We start from the raw sequence: 17,634 nt of genomic DNA on the forward strand, positions 1-17,634 counted from the left end.
AAAGGCCGATACAGCTGAAGCAGGATCAGCCGGCTGCTTCGCCCCGCTTCAGCTGGCTGACGATCTCATCGGCCGCATCGGCGACATGCTTCTTGAGCAGTCTCGATGTCTCGACCGCGTCACGCCGGCGATAGGCTTCAAAAATGTCACGATGCTCCTGCAGCGCTTTGGTCTGCGCCTTCAACGGTTCGATCTGCAGGCGCAGATAGCGATCCGCCGAACTGTAGAGCGTTTGAAGCACCGCCATCGAACGCGGCCGCATCGACGGTTCGAGCAGCGCCGTGTGAAAGGCCCAGTTGAGACGGCTAAGCTCCTTCGGATCGCCTCTGGCGATAGCAGCCTCGTAATCCTGAAGCGCCCGCTCGGCATTGGCGATGTCCTGATTGGATAGGCGCGCTATGGCCTTTTTGACGAGGAAGGGTTCCAGCAGAAGCCGTGCGTCGAACAGGTCGATCGCATCGTCAGCCGACAGATCGGAAACGACTGCGCCACGATGCGTCCTGATGACAACAAGACCTTCGGCTTCCAGTTGCAGAAGCGCCTCGCGCACCGGAATCCGGCTGACGCCCAACTCGGCCGCAATCGCTTCCTGGCGGATCTGATGGCCGCCGGGATAATCGCCGCCAATAATTTTGGCGGCTATATATTCCGCCACCATCGCGGTTACGGTCTGGCGCTGCAACAGAGGCTTAGGCGGTGTCGGCATAGCGGCGCTTTCAGAATCGTTCTACTTGTCGCAGGATCGTATCCAATATTTCCTTGAGGTCCAATGTCGGCATTGCATCAACGCTGATCCGCATACTCAGCCGCCTCTGGCGACAGCGGCGCGTGCCCGCGCACGCGGTCGACAAGCTTTTCCGCAATCATCATCGTCGGGCAGTGCAAATTGCCGCTGGTGATACGCGGCATGACCGATGCATCGATGACACGCAATCCCTCGGTCTCGTGCACCTTTCCGTTGGCGTCGACCACCGACATGTCGTCGACGCCCATACGGCAGGTCGAGCAGGGGTGGTATTGCGTGCCGAGGTTTTCCTTTAGCCAGGCAAGCACTTCGGCATCGGGCATCGTTCTGAGCCCAGGCGTCAAGGCTTGCCCGCGCATGCCGTCCCAGGCGCGCTGCTGGATGATCTCGTCGGTGTGACGCACGCCGTCGATCAGATCCCGCTGGTCTTGCGGATGCGCGAGGTAATTGGAAACGATCGACGGATGCATCCGCGGGTCAGCTGATTTCAGCGTAACGGCGCCTCGGCTCTTAGGCCGCATCAGGCAGGTCTGGTATTGGAACCCCTCCTCGATATTGACCTTGCCGTGCATGAGTTCGCCCAGCATCGGCAGAAATTCGTGCTGGATGTTGGCATAATCGGCAGCCGCACTGCTCTTGAAGAACGTGCCGACTTCCCAAAGATTTGTCACGCCGAGCCCGGAGCGCAGGAACAGCCATTGCGCGCCGATCAGGCCCATCTTGAACATGTTCAGGTCCATGGCAGGGGAGACACCCCGACGCGATGCCCTGTAACGCACCGAAACGGCGACATGGTCGACCAGCCCCTTGCCGACACCTGGCACGTCCGCGACGGACTTGATGCCCAGACTGCCCAGTTCGTCTGAGCGACCGACGCCCGACAGCAGCAAAAGCTGCGGCGAGTTGAAGGCGCCACCGCACAGCACCACCTCGCGTCCGGCTTCGACGGTGTGGACCGCGCCATCCGTCTCGTAGGTAACGCCGACCGCGCGCTTGCCGTCGAAATTAACCCGATGCACCAGCGCGTTCAGTTTCAGCTCGACATTGCCCCTGCGCATGGCCGGCCTGAGATAGGCCCTGCCGCCGCTCGCCCGCACGCCTCTGTCGATATTTGCCTGGTAGATATGGACGCCTTCCTGGCGATAGGCATTGTAGTCAGGATTGAGTGGATGGCCGGCCTGTTGGCCAGCCTCGAGAAACGCCTTGAAGACCGGCAGATCGCCCTTGAGCGTCGTGATCGCTATGGGCCCATCGCCGCCCCGATAGGCATTGGCGCCCTTGTCGTAAGTCTCCAGCCTCTTGAAATAGGGCAGGCAATGCGCATACGACCAATCCGGCAGACCGTCCTGCGCCCAGCCGTCGAAGTCGCGCGGATTGCCGCGGACGTAGACCATGCCGTTGAGCGACCCGGAGCCGCCCAGCATCTTGCCCCTGACATGCGTGATCATGCGCTCGCCGAGCGCGGCCTCGGGTCCTGTCTCGAAACTCCAGGTCCGGCGCTGGTCGGTCAGCGGGTAGGACATGGCGGCCGGCATTCGAACGTAGATGGAATTGTCGCTCGGGCCGGCCTCCAGCACCAGCACCCGAACGCTCTTGTCCTCGCCTAGCCTGGCGGCGACGATCGAACCGGCGGCACCTGCCCCGACGACGATGTAGTCATACGCCTTGGAAGCCATGTCGAACTTACCTTCACTTGCACCTGGGCGGTTGTTTCGGGCCAGGCTGAGTTCCTATGTCGCCCACCAGATGCTTTTGGTCCGGGAATACTGGTCGAGCGAATGAATGCCTTTGTCCTTGCCGCCGAAGCCGGACGTCTTGAAGCCGCCGAACGGCGTCGTGAAGTCGCCCTCGCAGAAGGCGTTGATCGCCACGAATCCTGCGTCGAGCGTGGCCGATGCCTCGCCAATTGCGTCTGGATTCTCGCCGAAGACATAAGCACTCAGGCCATATTGCGTGTCATTGGCGCTGCGAACGGCATCATCCAATTCATCGTAGAACCTGACGGACAAAACCGGCCCGAAAATTTCCTCTCTCCAGGCATCGGCATTTTCGGCGACGTCGAAGAACACCACCGGCTTTGTCAGGCGTGGCGACGCGCCCGTGACTTCGGCTGCCGACTCGCTGAAATCATTGTTGCGCTGCTTCTCGACGTCGATGGCGCGATTGACCTTGGCCGCATGGACGTCGCTGACCAGCGGCCCGATGCGCGTAGCCGGATCGAACGGATCGCCGATCGGCCATTCCTTCATTTTCGCGACAAGCATGTCGCGAAGATCGGCTTCCAGCGTGCGCGGAGCGAGAACCCTCGATATCGACGAACAGAGCTGGCCGGAATTCATCAGAAAGCCGGTCGAAATTTCGTCTGCGAAACGGTCGAGCGATTTGACGTCAGGCAGGATGATGGCAGGATTCTTGCCGCCGCATTCCAGCGAAATTTCCTTCAGGTTCGAATCGGCCGAATAGTGCAGAAAGCGCCGTCCGGTAGCGGTCGAGCCGGTGAAGTTGATCGCCGACACATCGCCATGCAGGCCCAGCGCCTTTCCGGCAACCGCGCCGGTGCCGGGCACGACATTGATGACGCCAGCCGGGAAACCCGCTTCGATCGCCAATTCCGCCAGCCGCAGCGTGGTGAGCGGCGTATCGTCGGCCGGCTTGCAGACGACCGTGTTGCCGGCGGCCAGCGCCGGGCCGATCTTCAGCGCCAGCGTGGTCAGCGGGTAATTCCAGGGCAGGACGATGCCGACCACGCCTTGCGGCTCGCGCACGATCTGGCTGAGCACGCCCTTGCGACGGGCAGGGCTGAGATCGTAGGCGGTTTCGGTCAGGCTGGCATACCAGCGCAGCACGCCGATCGTCGTCGGCACATCGTCATTGTAGGAATGCAGGATCGGCTTGCCGACGTCGAGGCTTTCGAGAAGCGCCAATTCGAGCCGATTTTTTTCGATGGCGTCCGCCAGCGCACGGATCAACGCCGCACGCCCTTCGTGCCCCATCCCGCCCCAATCCGCCGTCAGCGCCGTACGGGCAGCCTGCACCGCGAGATCTACCTGCCTCTCGCTGGCAAAGGCGACCTCGCTGATCGTCTCCCCGTCGAAGGGAGACATGATGTTTGCGATCTCGGAGCCGCCGTCGCGTGAAAAGCCGCCGCCGATCCAGGAAGTGTCCAGCCGCCGCGCCATATCGCGCGTCTGCTTCAGGTCGGACACGCCGAACATTGGAACTTTATCCATACAGTCCATCCCTGACACATCGGCTGCGGCTTGGAAGCGCAACCGACGCGGAGCTTTGCCCCTCGACCCAGACGTTGGCGTGAGATCAGGCAGCCCGGCGTGACTGCATCTGCTTGAGCTGTTCGATCGTTGCGGTGATCGTGGCGATGACGCGCTCGCGCTCCTCGCCGGTCAGCGGCAGTCGCGGCGCCCTGGTCCATTCGGGCGCGCCGTAGACGAGGTGCTCGGCCATTTTGATGTATTGAACGAGCTTCACATGCGTATCGAGGTGGAAGGACGGCGTCATGACGCGATAGAGGTCGCGTGCCGCGGCAAAATTCCCGGCCGCGCACAGGTTGAAAATCTGGACGCATTCCTTCGGCCAGGCATTGGTCATGCCCGAAACCCAGCCCGTGGCGCCGAGCGACATGCTCTCGACGATCTGGTCGTCGACGCCGCAAAAGATGTCGAAGCGATTGCCCAGCGCGATGAACATGTCGGTAACGCGGCGCACGTCGCCGGTCTCTTCCTTGACCGCCACGATGGTCGGGCAATCGGCCAGCACCTCGAGGACGGCGGGCGTAACATCGACGCCATAGGCGATCGGGTTGTTGTAGATCATGATTGGCAGGTCGCTGGCGCCGGCGATCGCCTTGTACCATTCCGCCGTCTCGCGCGGGTCGGTCTTGTAGCCGAGGCTCGGGAAAACCATCAGCCCTTCGGCGCCGTAATCCTGGAACTTGCGGGCGCTGGCGACCGCGCCTGCGGTCGAAATCTCGGCCAAGCCGGAGAGAAGCGGAACGCGGCCGGCAATGGCTTCCTTTGCAGCCCGGATGACGGCTTCCTTCTCCTGCGGCAGCAGCGACGCATTCTCGCCGAGCATCGGCAGGACGATGATGCCGGAAACGCCATTGTCGATCAGACGGTTGATGCTTGCCTTCGTCGCTTCGAGATTGATCGAACCGTCCTGGTCGAGCTTGGTCGTAACCGCCGGGAATACCCCCTGCCAATGCGTCATCGTCTGGTCTCTCCTTGGACTCACTTTTCGCAATAATGTATCCAATCTACAATATTCTATCTGAAAGTCCACCCTGAAATCGACCTTGCTGCACGCCTATACGGGCATGTCATGCCACCGGAACGGGCGGATTTCCCTCGAAGCGCGGCACGGACACACGCACCCCCTCTTGTGCCGAACGCCTGACGGCCAGTGCCGTGGCAAGCGAGGCGACCCCGTCCCAGCCCGTCGCCGCCGGTAGTTCGCCATGAAGCACTGCCGCATCGAACTGTGCGATCGTAGTGGCGTAGAGGTTGGCGGTCTCGACCGGGATTTCCGTCATCTCGGTGCCGCGGCGAAGATAGACCCGACCGGACGGCGCCTCATCCAGGATGCCCCGGCCATAGATCGACCCCTCGGTGCCATGAATCTCAAGCGCAGTCTCGTGATGGGCGAAGACCTGGCCCTCATGCATGTAGGCAATCAAGCCGGAAGCGAAGTTGACGATGGATTGCACCTGGTCCTCCACGCCATTCTCGCCGATCAGGCTGCTCGCCTTCATCGACATGACCTCGACTGGTTCGTCCGCAAGGACGAAGCGCAGAACGTCGACATTGTGCACGGTCAGGTCGTAGATGACCCCACCCTGTTCCTTGTCCTTCGTGCGCCAGGTCTGCAATTCCTTGGGCAGGTATTCACAATACATCACACGTGCGGCAAGCGGCCGGCCGATCTGGCCTGTTTGCACCAGGTCGCGGATGGCCCTGTGCGTCGCCGCGCCACGCATATGATGGTTTGTCGCCAGGACTATGCCGGCGCTGTCGCAGGCCCTGGCCATCTTGACGGCATCATACAGCGTCAGCCCCAGCGGCTTTTCGCAAAGCACGTGCAGGCCGGCTGCCGCAGCCTCGAGCGTGTCGTCGCAATGCCTGTCATTGTTCGTCGAGACGTAGACTGCGTCGATAGCGGTTTCGGCAAGAAGCGATTTAAGGCTTGTCGCGGATACCGGTATCCCGAGATCGTCGGCGAACGCACGGCCGCGCTGCGCACTCCTGCTGACAACGGCCACCAATTCCGCATCCGGCACGGACTGGATCGCCTTGGCGACCCAGGAGCGGGCGATCTGGCTTGCTCCCACGATCGCCCAGCGGACCTTGCCCTCATCTCGACGCGCGCGGCTCGCGGCTCGCACCGCTTGGGGTGTCTCAGTCATGGAGTTCCCTCGAAATCGCCGGGCCGACCGAAAAGTCACTGAATGTGACTTCGAAACCTTCGCGTTGCGGCGAGCAGCACATCATGCCGACATCGATCGTTTTCGAAGGCGGGAAATAGGCAAGCCGCACGGGCTTCCAGTGGCCGTCGGACGCATCGAGATATTGAACGCGGATCGCTTCGGCATGCCGGGTCAAGCGAATCCTGACGCCGTCCGGACTTGCCGGAATGCTGACCAGCGACCAGTCCGACGCATCGTTGGTGACGACGACGGAGAAGTACATCAGCCCGTCGGTGTACTCGATGCCGGCCTTGATCCAGTGCGTCTCGCTCAACCGGACCATCAATCCGGCCTGGTCGTAGAGCACCTTGTAGTCGCCCTTGACCGTGACCTCGGCGCTGAAGTCGCCTTCGACCTGGCGATAAAGGAAATGACCGCTGTCGCGCCAGAAATCGTAGAATGTCTCGCGCCAGAAATCGGTCTCCTTGCCGGTGCGCACATTTAAAGTGTTGCCGGAAAACGCGTGGTGTGGTGGCGGGTTGAGCCAGGTCAGGTCGGTATTCTTAGATTTCGTCATCGCTTTTGCCTGTCCGGTTCGTGTTGCATGATGGGCCTTGCGCAATCTGATTAGCCGGCGAAGTTATGCCGGCGATTACCTGAACCAGGTGTCCGACAGGCGATAGCCCTCCGGGAAGGGATCTTCCGGATCAACCCCGTAGTGGCTCACTCCGGTCAGCCAGGCGCGCCCGGAGATCTCAGTAGCCACCGCGGGCACATTGCCCGCCGTGGCCGTCTCAACGATGCGGCAATCGAAGACGGTGTCGAGTATCGAGGTATGCCGGAATTTCTCGCCCACAGCGAGATCGCCGCGTGCGTGCAGCAATGCCATGCGCGCGGAGGTTCCCGTACCGCAGGGACAACGGTCGAGCCGGCCGGGAGAAACGACGACGGCGTTCTTCGAGGTCTTCACGCCGTCGACGACCCGCAGCGGACCAGCGAACTCGGTCTGGTTGATGGTGTTGATCGACGGGTTCTCCGGATGGGTCGACGGAAGCTGTTCGGCGGCGGCGGCCTTGATGCGCTCGCCGAGCTCGATCAGGTCGCGCGCCTCGTCGCGGGCCAGCGTCACGCCGACATCCTCGGCATCGACGATACAGTAGATCATGCCGCCATAGGCGACATCGACCCGCAGCGATCCGATCCCTGGCACGTCGACCATCCGGTCGCGATGCATGACGAACGACGGGACGTTGCGGAACGTGATGCGGCGGCACTTGCCGCCGCTGCAGTCCGCCGTTACCTCGACCAGGCCGGCCGGCGTATCCACCCTGACAATGGTCTCAGCGCCGCGCATCGGGATCATGCCCGCCTCGAGGGCGACCGTGACCGTGCAGATCAGGTTCGAGCCCGACATCGGCACGAAATAATCCGACTCCATGACGATCATGCCGATATCGGCATCGGCGCGTATCGGCGGCGTGATCAGGTTGACGGCTGCATTGACGCTGCCGCGCGGATCGAACAGCAGCATGTTGCGGAGCCAGGCGCTGTCGCGTTCTAGGGCCTCCATGCGCTCGAACATCGTGGCACCGGGCGGCGGCAGGACGCCGCCGGTGATCACCCGGCCCACCTCGCCTTCGGCATGGGCCCCGACGACCGTGATGACGCGATCCAGGTTCATTGGCTTCTATCCTCAGGTCCAGGTTTGTCGACGATCATCACGCGCCCGGCATGCTTCTGTTTGCAAGTGATCTGCGTTTTGCATCCAATATATTGGATTATTGCGACAGAGATTTTTTGTCAATGCGCTCATCGAAAAGAGTTCTCGCCCGGCATTCAGGCCGGCGCCACGCCCGCAGTGACGCCGGCTGGACCCGTCCGGTTAGACGAGGACCATCAGATGATGATCGACTACCCGGTCGCAATCGCCGCATTCATGGCCGCACGCATCGTTCGAAGGCGGCCAGCGCGTCTTTCAAATTCGGAAAGCGAAAATTGCTTCACAAAACCGTTTCAGTTCGGCGTTCGGTAAAGCTCTGATGCGGCCTCTCTCAGCGCGCGCCGGCTCTCCGGCCTGAAATACATCATGTGGCCGCCTTCCAGCAGGTCGACGCGGATGGGCTTTGCGCCAGGAAGCGAAGGAACCTGACCGACAAGGTAGCGTGACACCAAATAGGGTGTCACCAGGTCGGTGTAGCCGTTGACGATCAAAACGCCGAGGTCGGGGTTTAACGCGCGCGCCTGCTGAAGGTCATCCATCACGCCGGCATAGCCCTGGCGCGTCGGGCTCGTCCCGTAATCCCAGGCGCCGCTGACTTCACGGTTGAGAAGCCGGTAGCTTAGATCGGTGCGGAATTTCAATTCCTCCCTGAGATAGCTGACAAAGGCCGAAGTGAGCACCGGCACGCTTCGATCGAGTACCGGATCAGGGCCGCTGTACCTCAGGCTTTCCGGGGCGATGTCCGCGGTTTCGATGGTGCCGTCATAGGCGCTGAGAACATTGCCCCTTGCCCGGGCAAACTCCCTGGCGAAGAGTGCGGTGGGAATGCGTGCAAAGTTTCGTTTGACGAGTTCGAGCGGCAGGCCGGTGATTTCGGCCACGCGCGGGCTCGCCAGGCGCCCACCCTCTTCGAGCCCGCCGGCAAGCGCGACGAGATAGTCGCCGAGCGCATAGCGTTCGACATCGGCCAACCGCTCCTGCAACTCGGAACCGGTGACGCCTTCACTGCGCAGGCGCACCGCCGCCAGCGACGGGAGCTCAAGCGCCCAGTGGAGCGGCTGGAACTCGTCTGGCCGCACGAGGGTGAATTCGAGCGCCGGCGAGATTAGCACGATACCGCTCGGACTGATGCCGATATCTTCCTGAAGCGTCTTGGCAAGCAGCGCCGCTCGAAACCCGCCATAGCTTTCGCCAGCAAGAAATACCGGCGACGCGGTGCGGCCCGCCTGTGCCAGATAGAGCCTGATGAAGGCGCCCATCGAGGCGGCGTCCTGGCTGACGCCCCAGAAGCTGCGTGCCTCGGTGCCGGGTGCCTCGCGGCTGTAACCGGTTCCGACCGGGTCGACAAAGACCAGGTCGGTCATGTCGAGCCATGTATTCGGGTTGTCCAAAAGCTTCTGCGGCGATGGGAGAAAGCTCCCATTAGCCGCCGTCGCCATTACGCGTGGGCCGAGCGCGCCGAGATGCAGATAGGCGGAAGCCGCGCCCGGACCACCGTTGAATACGAAAGTGATCGGGCGCTTGGGATCAGGTTCCCGGCCTGGCTCGGGACGCAGCGTATAGGCGACATGGAAAATTTCCGCGGTGACGTCGCCCTTGCCGGATAGCAACGACAGAGTGCCGGCCTTTGCCTGATAGTTCAGTGTACGTCCCGCGATCACGATCGAATGATCGGAGATCTGGGGCGGTGGAAGCAGCGACAGAACGCCACCCGAAGGCGACGGCCGCTCGGCCACTTCCGCATGGCCGGCTGGAACGCCGCCAACCAGCAACAGCATAGCGAGGGTGATTTCTAGCAGCTTGGTACGCATGACGCCTCCGGAGCGGAACGACTGGAAGCTACCACGCTGATGGCTCAGCCGAAATCACAGGACCGTGCGTGCCCTGGGAGGACCGATGGCTTTAACGCACGATCTTCACGCACATCGGCGTGCCGACACCGATCGATCGTCCGGTGTCGGCCAGCCGGCCGGTGGCCATGTCGCGCGCGAAAATCGAGATGCGGTCGGCGTTCTGGTTGGCGGAGAAGAGGTGGCGGCCCGAGGGCGTCAGTGCCAGATTGCGCGGCGTGGCGCCCCCACAAGGGGTGTAATCGACCAGCGCAAGCGCGCCTGTTTGCTGGTCGACGGAAAACACCGCAACGCTATCGTGGCCGCGGTTGGATCCGTAGAGGAAGCGGCCGTCGGGCGACATCTGGATGTCGGCGCAATGATTGCCGTCGCGCGCCGCGGCCGGCACGGCCGGCTTCGTGTCGATGACGATGAGCCTTCCTGACACATCATCGAGCGCAAGCGACACTATCGTTGAATCCAGTTCGTTCATGACGAACACGAAGCGGCCGCCAGGATGCAGCGCCACGTGACGTGGGCCGGCGCCTGAGGCAAGCACCGACTCCGCCAGTCTGGTCAGGCTGCCGTCAGGCCCGATGCGGTACGAGACAAGCCGATCGATGCCGAGATCGGCGACGATCGCCACCCCGCCGGCAACCGTCTCGGTGACGCTGTGAGCATGGGGGCGCTCCTGACGAGCTGTGTCAGGCCCGGTTCCCTCGTGGGCGACGCTCGACAACGGTGCGGTCAGGCCGCCATCCTCGCGCAATCCGTAGACAACGACCGAGCGATCGGGACCGCCTTCGCCCATGCCGTAATTGGCGACCAGCAGCTTCGTGCCGTCGCGTGTGATGGTATTGTGCGCCGTGATGCTGCCAAGGCTCGGCTGCTTGTTGACGTAGGACAGCGCGGCGGTTTGCCTGTCGAAGCGATAGGCCGAGACCACGCCTTCACGCCAGGCGAACACTTCGGAGTTGGCATAGATGTGGGAGCCGTCCGGCGTCACCGCCAGGAAGGTCGGATTGTCGACGTCACCCGTCTCGGCCAATTTCCTCGTCTCCAGCGTTTCTTCGTCGAAGCTGTAGACACCCAGCCCGACACCGCGCGCGCCCTGAAAATAAGGCGCCTCACGGTTGAGGCTGCCAACGAAGACCAGACAGGCATTCTGCATCAAATCCTCCCTTGTTCCGCCGGCGTTGCCCGCTGCGGATCCGAGCAAAATTTCGCCTGTTCACGCTTGCAACACAACCCCATATGTGAAAATAGTATTCACAAAAGAAGATTGACGGGAGGATCGATCATGCAATTCGCTGGTCCGCGGCGCGCCCGGACGGATGATCCATGCTTCCAACGGATACCGTCATGACTGGTTTCGCGCCGACCGTGGGCGTGGCGTCGACACATCCCGCCAACATGCCGAAGGAACACGCCGATCTCCCCGTCTGGAACGCGGAGAACTGGTTCTACGAGGACTGGCCGGTCGGCCAGAAAATCCGCTCGCTACGCAGAACGATGGCCGAGGGCGACAGCCACCTTTTCAACGCGCTGGTGCTCGATATCCACCCTTACGTGCAGGACCAGATGTTCGCCGAAACGGAAGGCATTTTCGGCGAGCGCCTGGTCGCCGGGGCCTTCGTGTTCTCGGCCGGGCTCGGGCTCGTTGCCACCAATTGCATCAACGCCTTTTCCTATGGCTACGACAAATTGCGCTTCATCAAGCCGGTGTTCATCGGCGACACGATCTATTCGATCCGCTCCAACCTCGACAAGAAACCCAAATACAAGGAGATGGGGCTGATCCGCGCCAGCTATGAAGTCTTCAAGGGTGAAGGAGAGCTTGTGCTTTATTGCGAGCACCTGCAGACGGTGAAGTACCGCAATCCGGCCGATTTCGCCGGCAAGACGGAGAAATAGGCGGTGGCCGCCACTGCCGAATTGCCATTGACCGGGCTCGTCGTCGTCGACATGAGCCAGTTCCTGTCCGGGCCCTACTGCTCGCTGCGGCTGCTCGACCTCGGTGCCCGCGTCATCAAGATCGAGCGCCCGGATGGCGGTGACCTGTCGCGCCGGCTTTATCTCAGCGACACCGAGATCGGTGGCGATTCCACCATCTTCCATGCCATCAATCGTGCCAAGGAGAGTCTCGCCATTGACCTCAAGGACGCAGCCGACCTTGCGGCGCTGCGCGGCCTGCTGGCCAAGGCCGACGTGCTGATTCAGAATTTCCGGCCCGGCGTCATCGAGCGCCTGGGTCTCGACTATGAGGCGGTGCGCAAGATCAATCCGCGTCTGGTCTATGCGTCGATCAGCGGCTATGGCGAGGAAGGTCCATGGGTCAAGCGACCGGGGCAGGATCTGCTGGCGCAGGCACGCTCGGGCGTTATGTGGCTCAACGGCGACGAGGACCAGGGACCGGTGCCTTTTGGTCTGGCGATTGCCGACATGCTGGCGGGGTCCGCCGCCGCGCAAGGCATCCTTGCCGCGCTGGTGCGGCGCGGCGTGACCGGCACGGGCAGCCATGTCGAGACCAGTCTGCTCGAAGCGCTGGTCGACTTCCAGTTCGAGGTGCTGACCACTCATCTCAATGACGGCCGCCGCCTGCCGCGGCGATCGGCTTTCCGCAGTGCCCATGCCTATCTGTCGGCGCCCTACGGCGTCTATCCGGCCAAGGACGGCCATCTAGCGATCGCCATGACGCCGATCCCGAAGCTCGCCGATCTTCTGGAGCTCGCAGAGCTAGCGCCCTACCGCGACCAGCCGTCGACATGGTTCACCGCCCGCGACGAGATCAAGGCGATCATCGCCCAGTGTATCGCGACGAAGACGGTCGACGACTGGCTTGCCATCCTCGAGCCTGCCGACATCTGGTGCGCCAAGGTGCTGACCTGGCCGGAGATGATGGCCAGTGAGGGCTTTCAGGTGCTTGACATGCTGCAGACGGTGACGCGCGAGGATGACGTCTCGATCCTCACCACGCGCTCGCCGCTCAGGGTCGACGGCGTCCGCGCCAAGGTCGAACGGGCCGCGCCACGCATCGGCGAGCACAGCGCGAAGATCCGCAAGGAGTTCGGGCTGTGAGCGACGTGAGGCTCAAAGGCATGACCTGGAGCCATCCGCGCGGCTACGATCCTATGGTCGCCTGTTCGGCGCTGTGGAAGGAACGGACCGGCGTTACCATCGAATGGGACAAGCGCTCGCTGCAGGATTTCGAATCCTTCCCGGTCGAGGAACTGGCCCGTGCCTACGATCTGATCGTCATCGACCATCCGCATGTCGGCCAGATCACCGCCGAGAATTGCCTGGCGCCGCTCGATGTCGCGGGCCGCGAAGCGGAGCGTGCGGCACTGGCGGCGGGCAGCGTCGGCCGATCCTATCCGAGCTACAACTGGCAAGGCCGGCAGTGGGCGTTTCCGATCGATACGGCGAGCCAGGTACAGGCGTGGCGGCCCGACGTGCTTTCTGCCGCCCCGGCGAACTGGGCCGAAGTGCTCGATCTGACGCGGCAAGGCCGTGTGCTGTTGCCGCTGAGGCCGCCGCATTCGCTGATGGTGTTCTACACGCTTTCCGGCAATCTCGGCCGGCCCGCCGCCGAAGAAGCTGGCGTCCACATAAACCCTGAGATGGGCCGCCGCGTTTTCGAGATGATGCGCGAGATCGCAGCTCTCGTCGATCCGGCCTGCCTTGGCATGGACCCTATCGACGTCCTGGAGGAAATGGCCAGGTCCGGCTCGCGGATCGCCTGCGTGCCGCTGATCTATGGCTATGTCTCCTATGCCATTGCTGGATTCCGGACCAACAGCCTGGCCTTCGCGGACATTCCGGCCGTCGGCAATGCCGGCCCGGTCGGCTCGGCGCTCGGCGGAACCGGCATTGCCGTGTCGGCCTTTTCGAAGGCGAGGCAGGCGGCCATCGACTTTGCCTACTGGATTGCTAGCGGCGAGGTGCAGCAAGGTCTCTATGCCGCGGCCGGCGGCCAGCCCGGCCATGCCGCGGCGTGGGACGATACGGCCGTCAATGCAGCCGCCGGCAATTTCTACAAGGATACGCGCGCCACGCTCGAAGGCGCCTGGGTCAGGCCACGCCACGATGGCTACATGGCCTTCCAGCAGGCCGCGTCCGATCGCATCAATCTCGGCCTGACCGAAAAGCACGATGCCGGCCGCGTCGTTGCCGATCTCAATCGCCTGTTTCTGGAGAGTTTCCCGTCGCGGGTGTCCGGCGTTGCCGGTGGAGGAGCCTGAAACAACTTAAATGGAGGAGAACATGAACAGCCTGATCCGCAGCCTTATGGCTGCGACCGCCCTTGCATCGATCACGACAATTGCCTGCGCCCAGGACGTTTCGGGCGTGATCGCTGAATTGCCGAGCGAACTGAAGGCGCAATATGACGGCGCGCCGCAGACAATCCTGCCATCGGCGTGGGACAATTTCACGCCGCCGGCGAAGCCGTGGAAATGGTGCCACTCGGAATCCTACCAGGGCAATCCGTGGCGCGTCACGGTCACCAAGGAGCTAAAGCGGCTTGTCGACGGATTGATCGCCGACGGGACGGTGGCGAGCTTCGAAGTGTCGGACTCCAACAATGATGCCAGCCAGCAGATCAACCAGATCCGCGCCTTCATCGACAAGAAATGCTCGATCATAACCTCGATCCCCGGCTCGGCGACTGCACTGGACGACGCCATCGATGCCGCCGCCAAAGCCGGCATCCCCTTCATCACCGCGGCTGGGTCGGTGACCAGCCCGAATGCCATCAATGTCGATTCCAACTATGCGCGCTGGGGCTACGATATGATGACGGCGATCGGCAAGGCACTGCCGGACGGCGGCAGCGTGCTTCTGGTCGAAGGCATCGCCGGTCATCCGATCGTCGTGCAGGAGCGCCAGGGCGCCGACAAGGCGCTGGCCGAGAACCCTAAGCTCAAGGTCTCGCGCAGCGTCAACGGCAACTGGACGGCGAACGTCACCAAAACGACCGTGCTGCAGGCGATCGCCACCAATCCGGCGCCGATCGATGCGGTGTGGACGACGGGCAGCGAAAGCCGCGTCGTCGCCGAGGCCTTTGCCGAAGCCGGGCGCCCTGCCCCGCTCATCACCGGCTCGATCACCGGCGACGCGCTCGGCTACTGGAAAGCCAATCCGGACAAATATCGCTTCGAAGGCCATGCGGTTCTGCCGCACTGGACCGCCGAGACATTGTTCCGCATCGGAGCGCGCATGCTCGACGGACAAAAGCCAAAGCTCAACACGCTGCTGATCCCGATTCCGCCGGTCCACAATGCCGACCTTGGCACCTGGTACAAGGACTGCATGACGGCGGACGCAGTATCGATCTTCCCGGTTCCGCCGAAGGATCCGATGCCGGAAGAATGGCTCGATGCCTATTTCGCCAATCCCGCGCCGACCAAGGGCTGGGATTATTCGAAGGTGCCGGACGCCTGCGCCAAGTAAGTTCATGAAGCCGGCTCCGCGCAGGCTGAGCCGGCTTTTCCCTATCAGGAATCCCTCATGCTGGAAGTCCAGGGTGTCTCGAAACGCTATGGCGAAACGGTCGCTCTCGCGAATGCCTCCATCGCGTTCCGCGCCGGCACGATCCACACCATCCTGGGCGAGAACGGTTCGGGCAAGAGCACCCTGGTCAAGCTGCTGTCGGGAATTGTGCAGCCGGACAGCGGCACGATCCTGCTCGACGGAGCGCCCTTTGCCGGCTTCGGGCCGGCGGCGTTCCAGGCCGCCGGTTTCGCCACCGTGTTCCAGGAAGTGCTGATCGCGCCTGACCGTTCGGTGACGGATAACATCCTGCTCGGCCTCGACGGCTTGCTGACGCGCACCGTGCCGCGCGCCGAGCGGCGGCAGCGCGCGCAAGCGGTGCTGAAACGGTTCGCGGTGACCGAGATTCCGCTCGACCAATTGGCCGGGCAATTGCCGCTGGCGGTTCAGCAGCTGGTCGTGCTTGCCCGTGCGGTAGTCCGCAACCCGCGCATTCTCATTCTTGACGAGGTGACGGCCGCGCTTGACTTCGCCGACCGCGAGGCGGTCTTCGCCATGATGCGCAAGCTCGCCTCGGAAGGCTGCCTGATCCTGTTCATCACCCATCGCATGGACGAGGTGATGGCGCTTTCCGACCGGATTTCCGTCCTGCGCGGCGGCAGCGTGGTGACGACCGAGGAGCGCGGCACGTCCACCGCCTCCGAGCTTCTCAAGGCGATGGCGCCACGCACGGCGGCGGAGCTGGCGCATGGCTGATGGAGCCAGCCTTTCGGTGCGCGGCCTGGTGATCGCGCCGGGCGCAAGCCCCGTGACATTGACCATTGCGCCGGGCGAGATCGTCGGTCTTGCCGGTCTCGACGGCCACGGGCAGGAGAGATTCCTGAAAGTACTGGCCGGGCTGGAAGGGCCGGCCGGCGGCGATGTGACCATCGACGCGCGCGCGATCACCAGCTTCCGCAAGGCGGTCGCCAGCGGCATCGCCTATTTGCCGCGCGACCGGCGTGCCACCGGCATCTTTCCGACCCAGTCGGTGCTCGACAATTTTGCCGTCTCGACACTGTCGCACGACATGCGTTTCGGTCTGCTCGACTTCACTGCGCGGCGGCGGCGCTACGAGGCCTACCGCGAAAAACTCTCCATCGTCGCGCCGCGGCCGGATGCCTCGATCACCACGCTGTCCGGCGGCAACCAGCAGAAAGTGCTGCTGGCCAGGGCGCTGGCACTGGAGCCGGCGATCCTGCTCCTCAACGATCCGACGCGCGGTGTCGACGTGGCGACGCGCCATGTTCTCTACGATGTCTTCCGGGGACTGGCGGCGGACGGCATGGCTCTGGTCATCCTGTCGAGCGAGATCGAGGAGATCCTCCTGCTTTGCCATCGCGTGCTGGTGTTTCGCGAACAGCAGGTAGCGGCTGAAATCACCGGCGACGAGATGAAAAGCGATACGGTGATCGCCGCCATGTTCGGACGCGCGGCATGAGCGCGTTCAGGCGCATGGCGGAGCGATGGCGTGGCGCGGGCTTCGCGACCGTGCTGTTGGTCATCCTGATCGCGGTCAATCTGCTGCTCAACCCGACACGCTTCCATCCTTCCGCCTGGGGCGCGCTGATCGGGCTCGCCGCACCATTGATCGGGGCAGCACTTGCCTCGGCTCCAGTCATCCTGGCCGGGCGCGGCGGCATCGACATTTCCGTCGGGCCGCTGATGGGCTTCGTCAATGCGATCGTCATCCAGCTGCTGTTTCTCAAGCTCGGCATGTCTTCGCCGCTGGTCATCGTGCCGGCAGCGCTTTTGATTGGCGCGATCATCGGTGCCGCCAACGGCTTTTTGGCGACCGTCGTTCGCATCCAGCCGATCGTCGCGACGCTCGGCACCTATCTGATCCTCACCGGCATGACGCTGACCATCCTGCCGGCGCCGATCGGCCCGGCGCCGGCCTGGCTGAAGGCTATGGCGGGGCCCTGGTCGGCACTGCCGCTGGCGCTGATCTTCCTGTTCTGGTGGCTGGTGCGGCGGACGCCTTACTACGACCAGCTGATGGCGGTGGGCAGCGATGACCGGGCCGCTTACACGGCCGGCGTTCCGGTCACCAAAGTCCGTCTCATCGCCTATGTCATAACAGGCATACTCGCCGCCTGCGCGGGCCTGATGCTGACGGCGCTGGTCGGTTCGGCCGATCCCAATATCGGACCGACCTACACGCTGATCGCGATCGCGGCGGTGGCGCTCGGCGGCGTCAGCCTTGCCGGCGGGCGCGGCGGACTTCTAGGCGCCGCGATCGGCGCCGTCGACATCTTCCTGCTGCAGAGCGTGCTGACCGCCTTCAACGTCTCCACCTATGTGCTGCAGATCGCCTATGGGGTCATTCTGGTCGTGGCCGTCATCATGACGGCGCTGCAGGAACGGCTCTCGGGACGGAAAGGCTGAGAAG

At 63.1% G+C, this 17,634-nt stretch carries 16 protein-coding genes; 7 read left to right on the forward strand and 9 right to left on the reverse strand.

Translation table 11 applies throughout. From position 1 onward, the window contains the following. Positions 1-25: 25 nt before the first annotated feature. The 9 genes from ABID19_RS05490 to ABID19_RS05530 all read right to left on the reverse strand — a co-directional run bounded on the left by ABID19_RS05490 (position 26) and on the right by ABID19_RS05530 (position 10,884). Positions 26-706 (reverse strand): GntR family transcriptional regulator, encoded by a 681-nt coding sequence (locus ABID19_RS05490; RefSeq protein WP_354488643.1) that lies wholly within the window; start codon positions 704-706, stop codon positions 26-28. Between the two features lie 77 nt (positions 707-783). After that, positions 784-2,421, reverse strand: coding sequence for a choline dehydrogenase (locus ABID19_RS05495; protein ID WP_354488645.1), 1,638 nt, complete (start codon positions 2,419-2,421; stop codon positions 784-786). A gap of 54 nt (positions 2,422-2,475) precedes the next feature. Beyond that, entirely contained in the window at positions 2,476-3,975 is a 1,500-nt protein-coding gene (locus ABID19_RS05500; protein WP_354488647.1) for an aldehyde dehydrogenase family protein, read from the reverse strand. An 85-nt stretch (positions 3,976-4,060) separates the two neighbouring features. Beyond that, positions 4,061-4,972, reverse strand: coding sequence for a dihydrodipicolinate synthase family protein (locus tag ABID19_RS05505; protein ID WP_354488649.1), 912 nt, complete (start codon positions 4,970-4,972; stop codon positions 4,061-4,063). A 109-nt stretch (positions 4,973-5,081) separates the two neighbouring features. Next, on the reverse strand, positions 5,082-6,164 hold the full coding sequence (locus ABID19_RS05510) for a Gfo/Idh/MocA family protein (protein WP_354488651.1): 1,083 nt from the start codon (positions 6,162-6,164) through the stop codon (positions 5,082-5,084). Continuing rightward, complete coding sequence (locus tag ABID19_RS05515; protein WP_354488653.1) at positions 6,157-6,741, reverse strand: DUF1349 domain-containing protein; 585 nt, start codon at positions 6,739-6,741, stop codon at positions 6,157-6,159. Before ABID19_RS05515 ends, ABID19_RS05510 begins: the two co-directional genes overlap by 8 nt. A gap of 75 nt (positions 6,742-6,816) precedes the next feature. Further along, a complete protein-coding gene (locus ABID19_RS05520; RefSeq protein ID WP_354488655.1) occupies positions 6,817-7,845 on the reverse strand; it encodes a proline racemase family protein in 1,029 nt (342 codons plus the stop codon). 332 nt (positions 7,846-8,177) lie between these two features. Next, positions 8,178-9,695, reverse strand: coding sequence for a S10 family peptidase (locus ABID19_RS05525; RefSeq protein WP_354488656.1), 1,518 nt, complete (start codon positions 9,693-9,695; stop codon positions 8,178-8,180). Positions 9,696-9,786: 91 nt separating this feature from the next. Beyond that, positions 9,787-10,884 (reverse strand): lactonase family protein, encoded by a 1,098-nt coding sequence (locus tag ABID19_RS05530; RefSeq protein WP_354488658.1) that lies wholly within the window; start codon positions 10,882-10,884, stop codon positions 9,787-9,789. A gap of 191 nt (positions 10,885-11,075) precedes the next feature. Between ABID19_RS05530 and ABID19_RS05535 the strand changes: the two genes are divergently transcribed. From ABID19_RS05535 to ABID19_RS05565, 7 genes are read left to right on the forward strand one after another with little or no spacing between them, the layout of a single operon-like run. After that, positions 11,076-11,627 carry a MaoC family dehydratase gene (locus ABID19_RS05535; protein WP_354488660.1) on the forward strand — a complete coding sequence of 184 codons (552 nt, stop codon included), beginning with the start codon at positions 11,076-11,078 and terminating at the stop codon, positions 11,625-11,627. 3 nt (positions 11,628-11,630) lie between these two features. Next, positions 11,631-12,791, forward strand: coding sequence for a CaiB/BaiF CoA transferase family protein (locus ABID19_RS05540; RefSeq protein WP_354488662.1), 1,161 nt, complete (start codon positions 11,631-11,633; stop codon positions 12,789-12,791). Further along, complete coding sequence (locus ABID19_RS05545) at positions 12,788-13,954, forward strand: extracellular solute-binding protein (RefSeq protein WP_354488663.1); 1,167 nt, start codon at positions 12,788-12,790, stop codon at positions 13,952-13,954. The genes ABID19_RS05540 and ABID19_RS05545 overlap by 4 nt, the downstream gene beginning before the upstream one ends. A 22-nt stretch (positions 13,955-13,976) precedes the next feature. Then, positions 13,977-15,164 carry an ABC transporter substrate-binding protein gene (locus tag ABID19_RS05550; protein ID WP_354488665.1) on the forward strand — a complete coding sequence of 396 codons (1,188 nt, stop codon included), beginning with the start codon at positions 13,977-13,979 and terminating at the stop codon, positions 15,162-15,164. A gap of 57 nt (positions 15,165-15,221) precedes the next feature. Further along, complete coding sequence (locus ABID19_RS05555; RefSeq protein ID WP_354488667.1) at positions 15,222-15,959, forward strand: ATP-binding cassette domain-containing protein; 738 nt, start codon at positions 15,222-15,224, stop codon at positions 15,957-15,959. After that, entirely contained in the window at positions 15,952-16,683 is a 732-nt protein-coding gene (locus ABID19_RS05560; RefSeq protein WP_354488668.1) for an ATP-binding cassette domain-containing protein, read from the forward strand. Before ABID19_RS05555 ends, ABID19_RS05560 begins: the two co-directional genes overlap by 8 nt. Further along, positions 16,680-17,630 (forward strand): ABC transporter permease, encoded by a 951-nt coding sequence (locus ABID19_RS05565; protein ID WP_354488670.1) that lies wholly within the window; start codon positions 16,680-16,682, stop codon positions 17,628-17,630. Before ABID19_RS05560 ends, ABID19_RS05565 begins: the two co-directional genes overlap by 4 nt. Positions 17,631-17,634: the final 4 nt, after the last annotated feature.

Origin of the sequence: Mesorhizobium robiniae (genome assembly GCF_040545535.1) — a bacterium.
GTDB lineage: Bacteria > Pseudomonadota > Alphaproteobacteria > Rhizobiales > Rhizobiaceae > Mesorhizobium > Mesorhizobium robiniae.

Bases quoted from the DNA above. Each gene is read 5' to 3' on its own strand.
- ABID19_RS05490 (WP_354488643.1), bottom strand. From the start codon at position 706: ATGCCGACACCGCCTAAGCCTCTGTTGCAGCGCCAGACCGTAACCGCG.
- ABID19_RS05495 (WP_354488645.1), bottom strand. From the start codon at position 2,421: ATGGCTTCCAAGGCGTATGACTACATCGTCGTCGGGGCAGGTGCCGCC.
- ABID19_RS05500 (WP_354488647.1), bottom strand. From the start codon at position 3,975: ATGGATAAAGTTCCAATGTTCGGCGTGTCCGACCTGAAGCAGACGCGC.
- ABID19_RS05505 (WP_354488649.1), bottom strand. From the start codon at position 4,972: ATGACGCATTGGCAGGGGGTATTCCCGGCGGTTACGACCAAGCTCGAC.
- ABID19_RS05510 (WP_354488651.1), bottom strand. From the start codon at position 6,164: ATGACTGAGACACCCCAAGCGGTGCGAGCCGCGAGCCGCGCGCGTCGA.
- ABID19_RS05515 (WP_354488653.1), bottom strand. From the start codon at position 6,741: ATGACGAAATCTAAGAATACCGACCTGACCTGGCTCAACCCGCCACCA.
- ABID19_RS05520 (WP_354488655.1), bottom strand. From the start codon at position 7,845: ATGAACCTGGATCGCGTCATCACGGTCGTCGGGGCCCATGCCGAAGGC.
- ABID19_RS05525 (WP_354488656.1), bottom strand. From the start codon at position 9,695: ATGCGTACCAAGCTGCTAGAAATCACCCTCGCTATGCTGTTGCTGGTT.
- ABID19_RS05530 (WP_354488658.1), bottom strand. From the start codon at position 10,884: ATGCAGAATGCCTGTCTGGTCTTCGTTGGCAGCCTCAACCGTGAGGCG.
- ABID19_RS05535 (WP_354488660.1), top strand. From the start codon at position 11,076: ATGACTGGTTTCGCGCCGACCGTGGGCGTGGCGTCGACACATCCCGCC.
- ABID19_RS05550 (WP_354488665.1), top strand. From the start codon at position 13,977: ATGAACAGCCTGATCCGCAGCCTTATGGCTGCGACCGCCCTTGCATCG.
- ABID19_RS05555 (WP_354488667.1), top strand. From the start codon at position 15,222: ATGCTGGAAGTCCAGGGTGTCTCGAAACGCTATGGCGAAACGGTCGCT.
- ABID19_RS05560 (WP_354488668.1), top strand. From the start codon at position 15,952: ATGGCTGATGGAGCCAGCCTTTCGGTGCGCGGCCTGGTGATCGCGCCG.
- ABID19_RS05565 (WP_354488670.1), top strand. From the start codon at position 16,680: ATGAGCGCGTTCAGGCGCATGGCGGAGCGATGGCGTGGCGCGGGCTTC.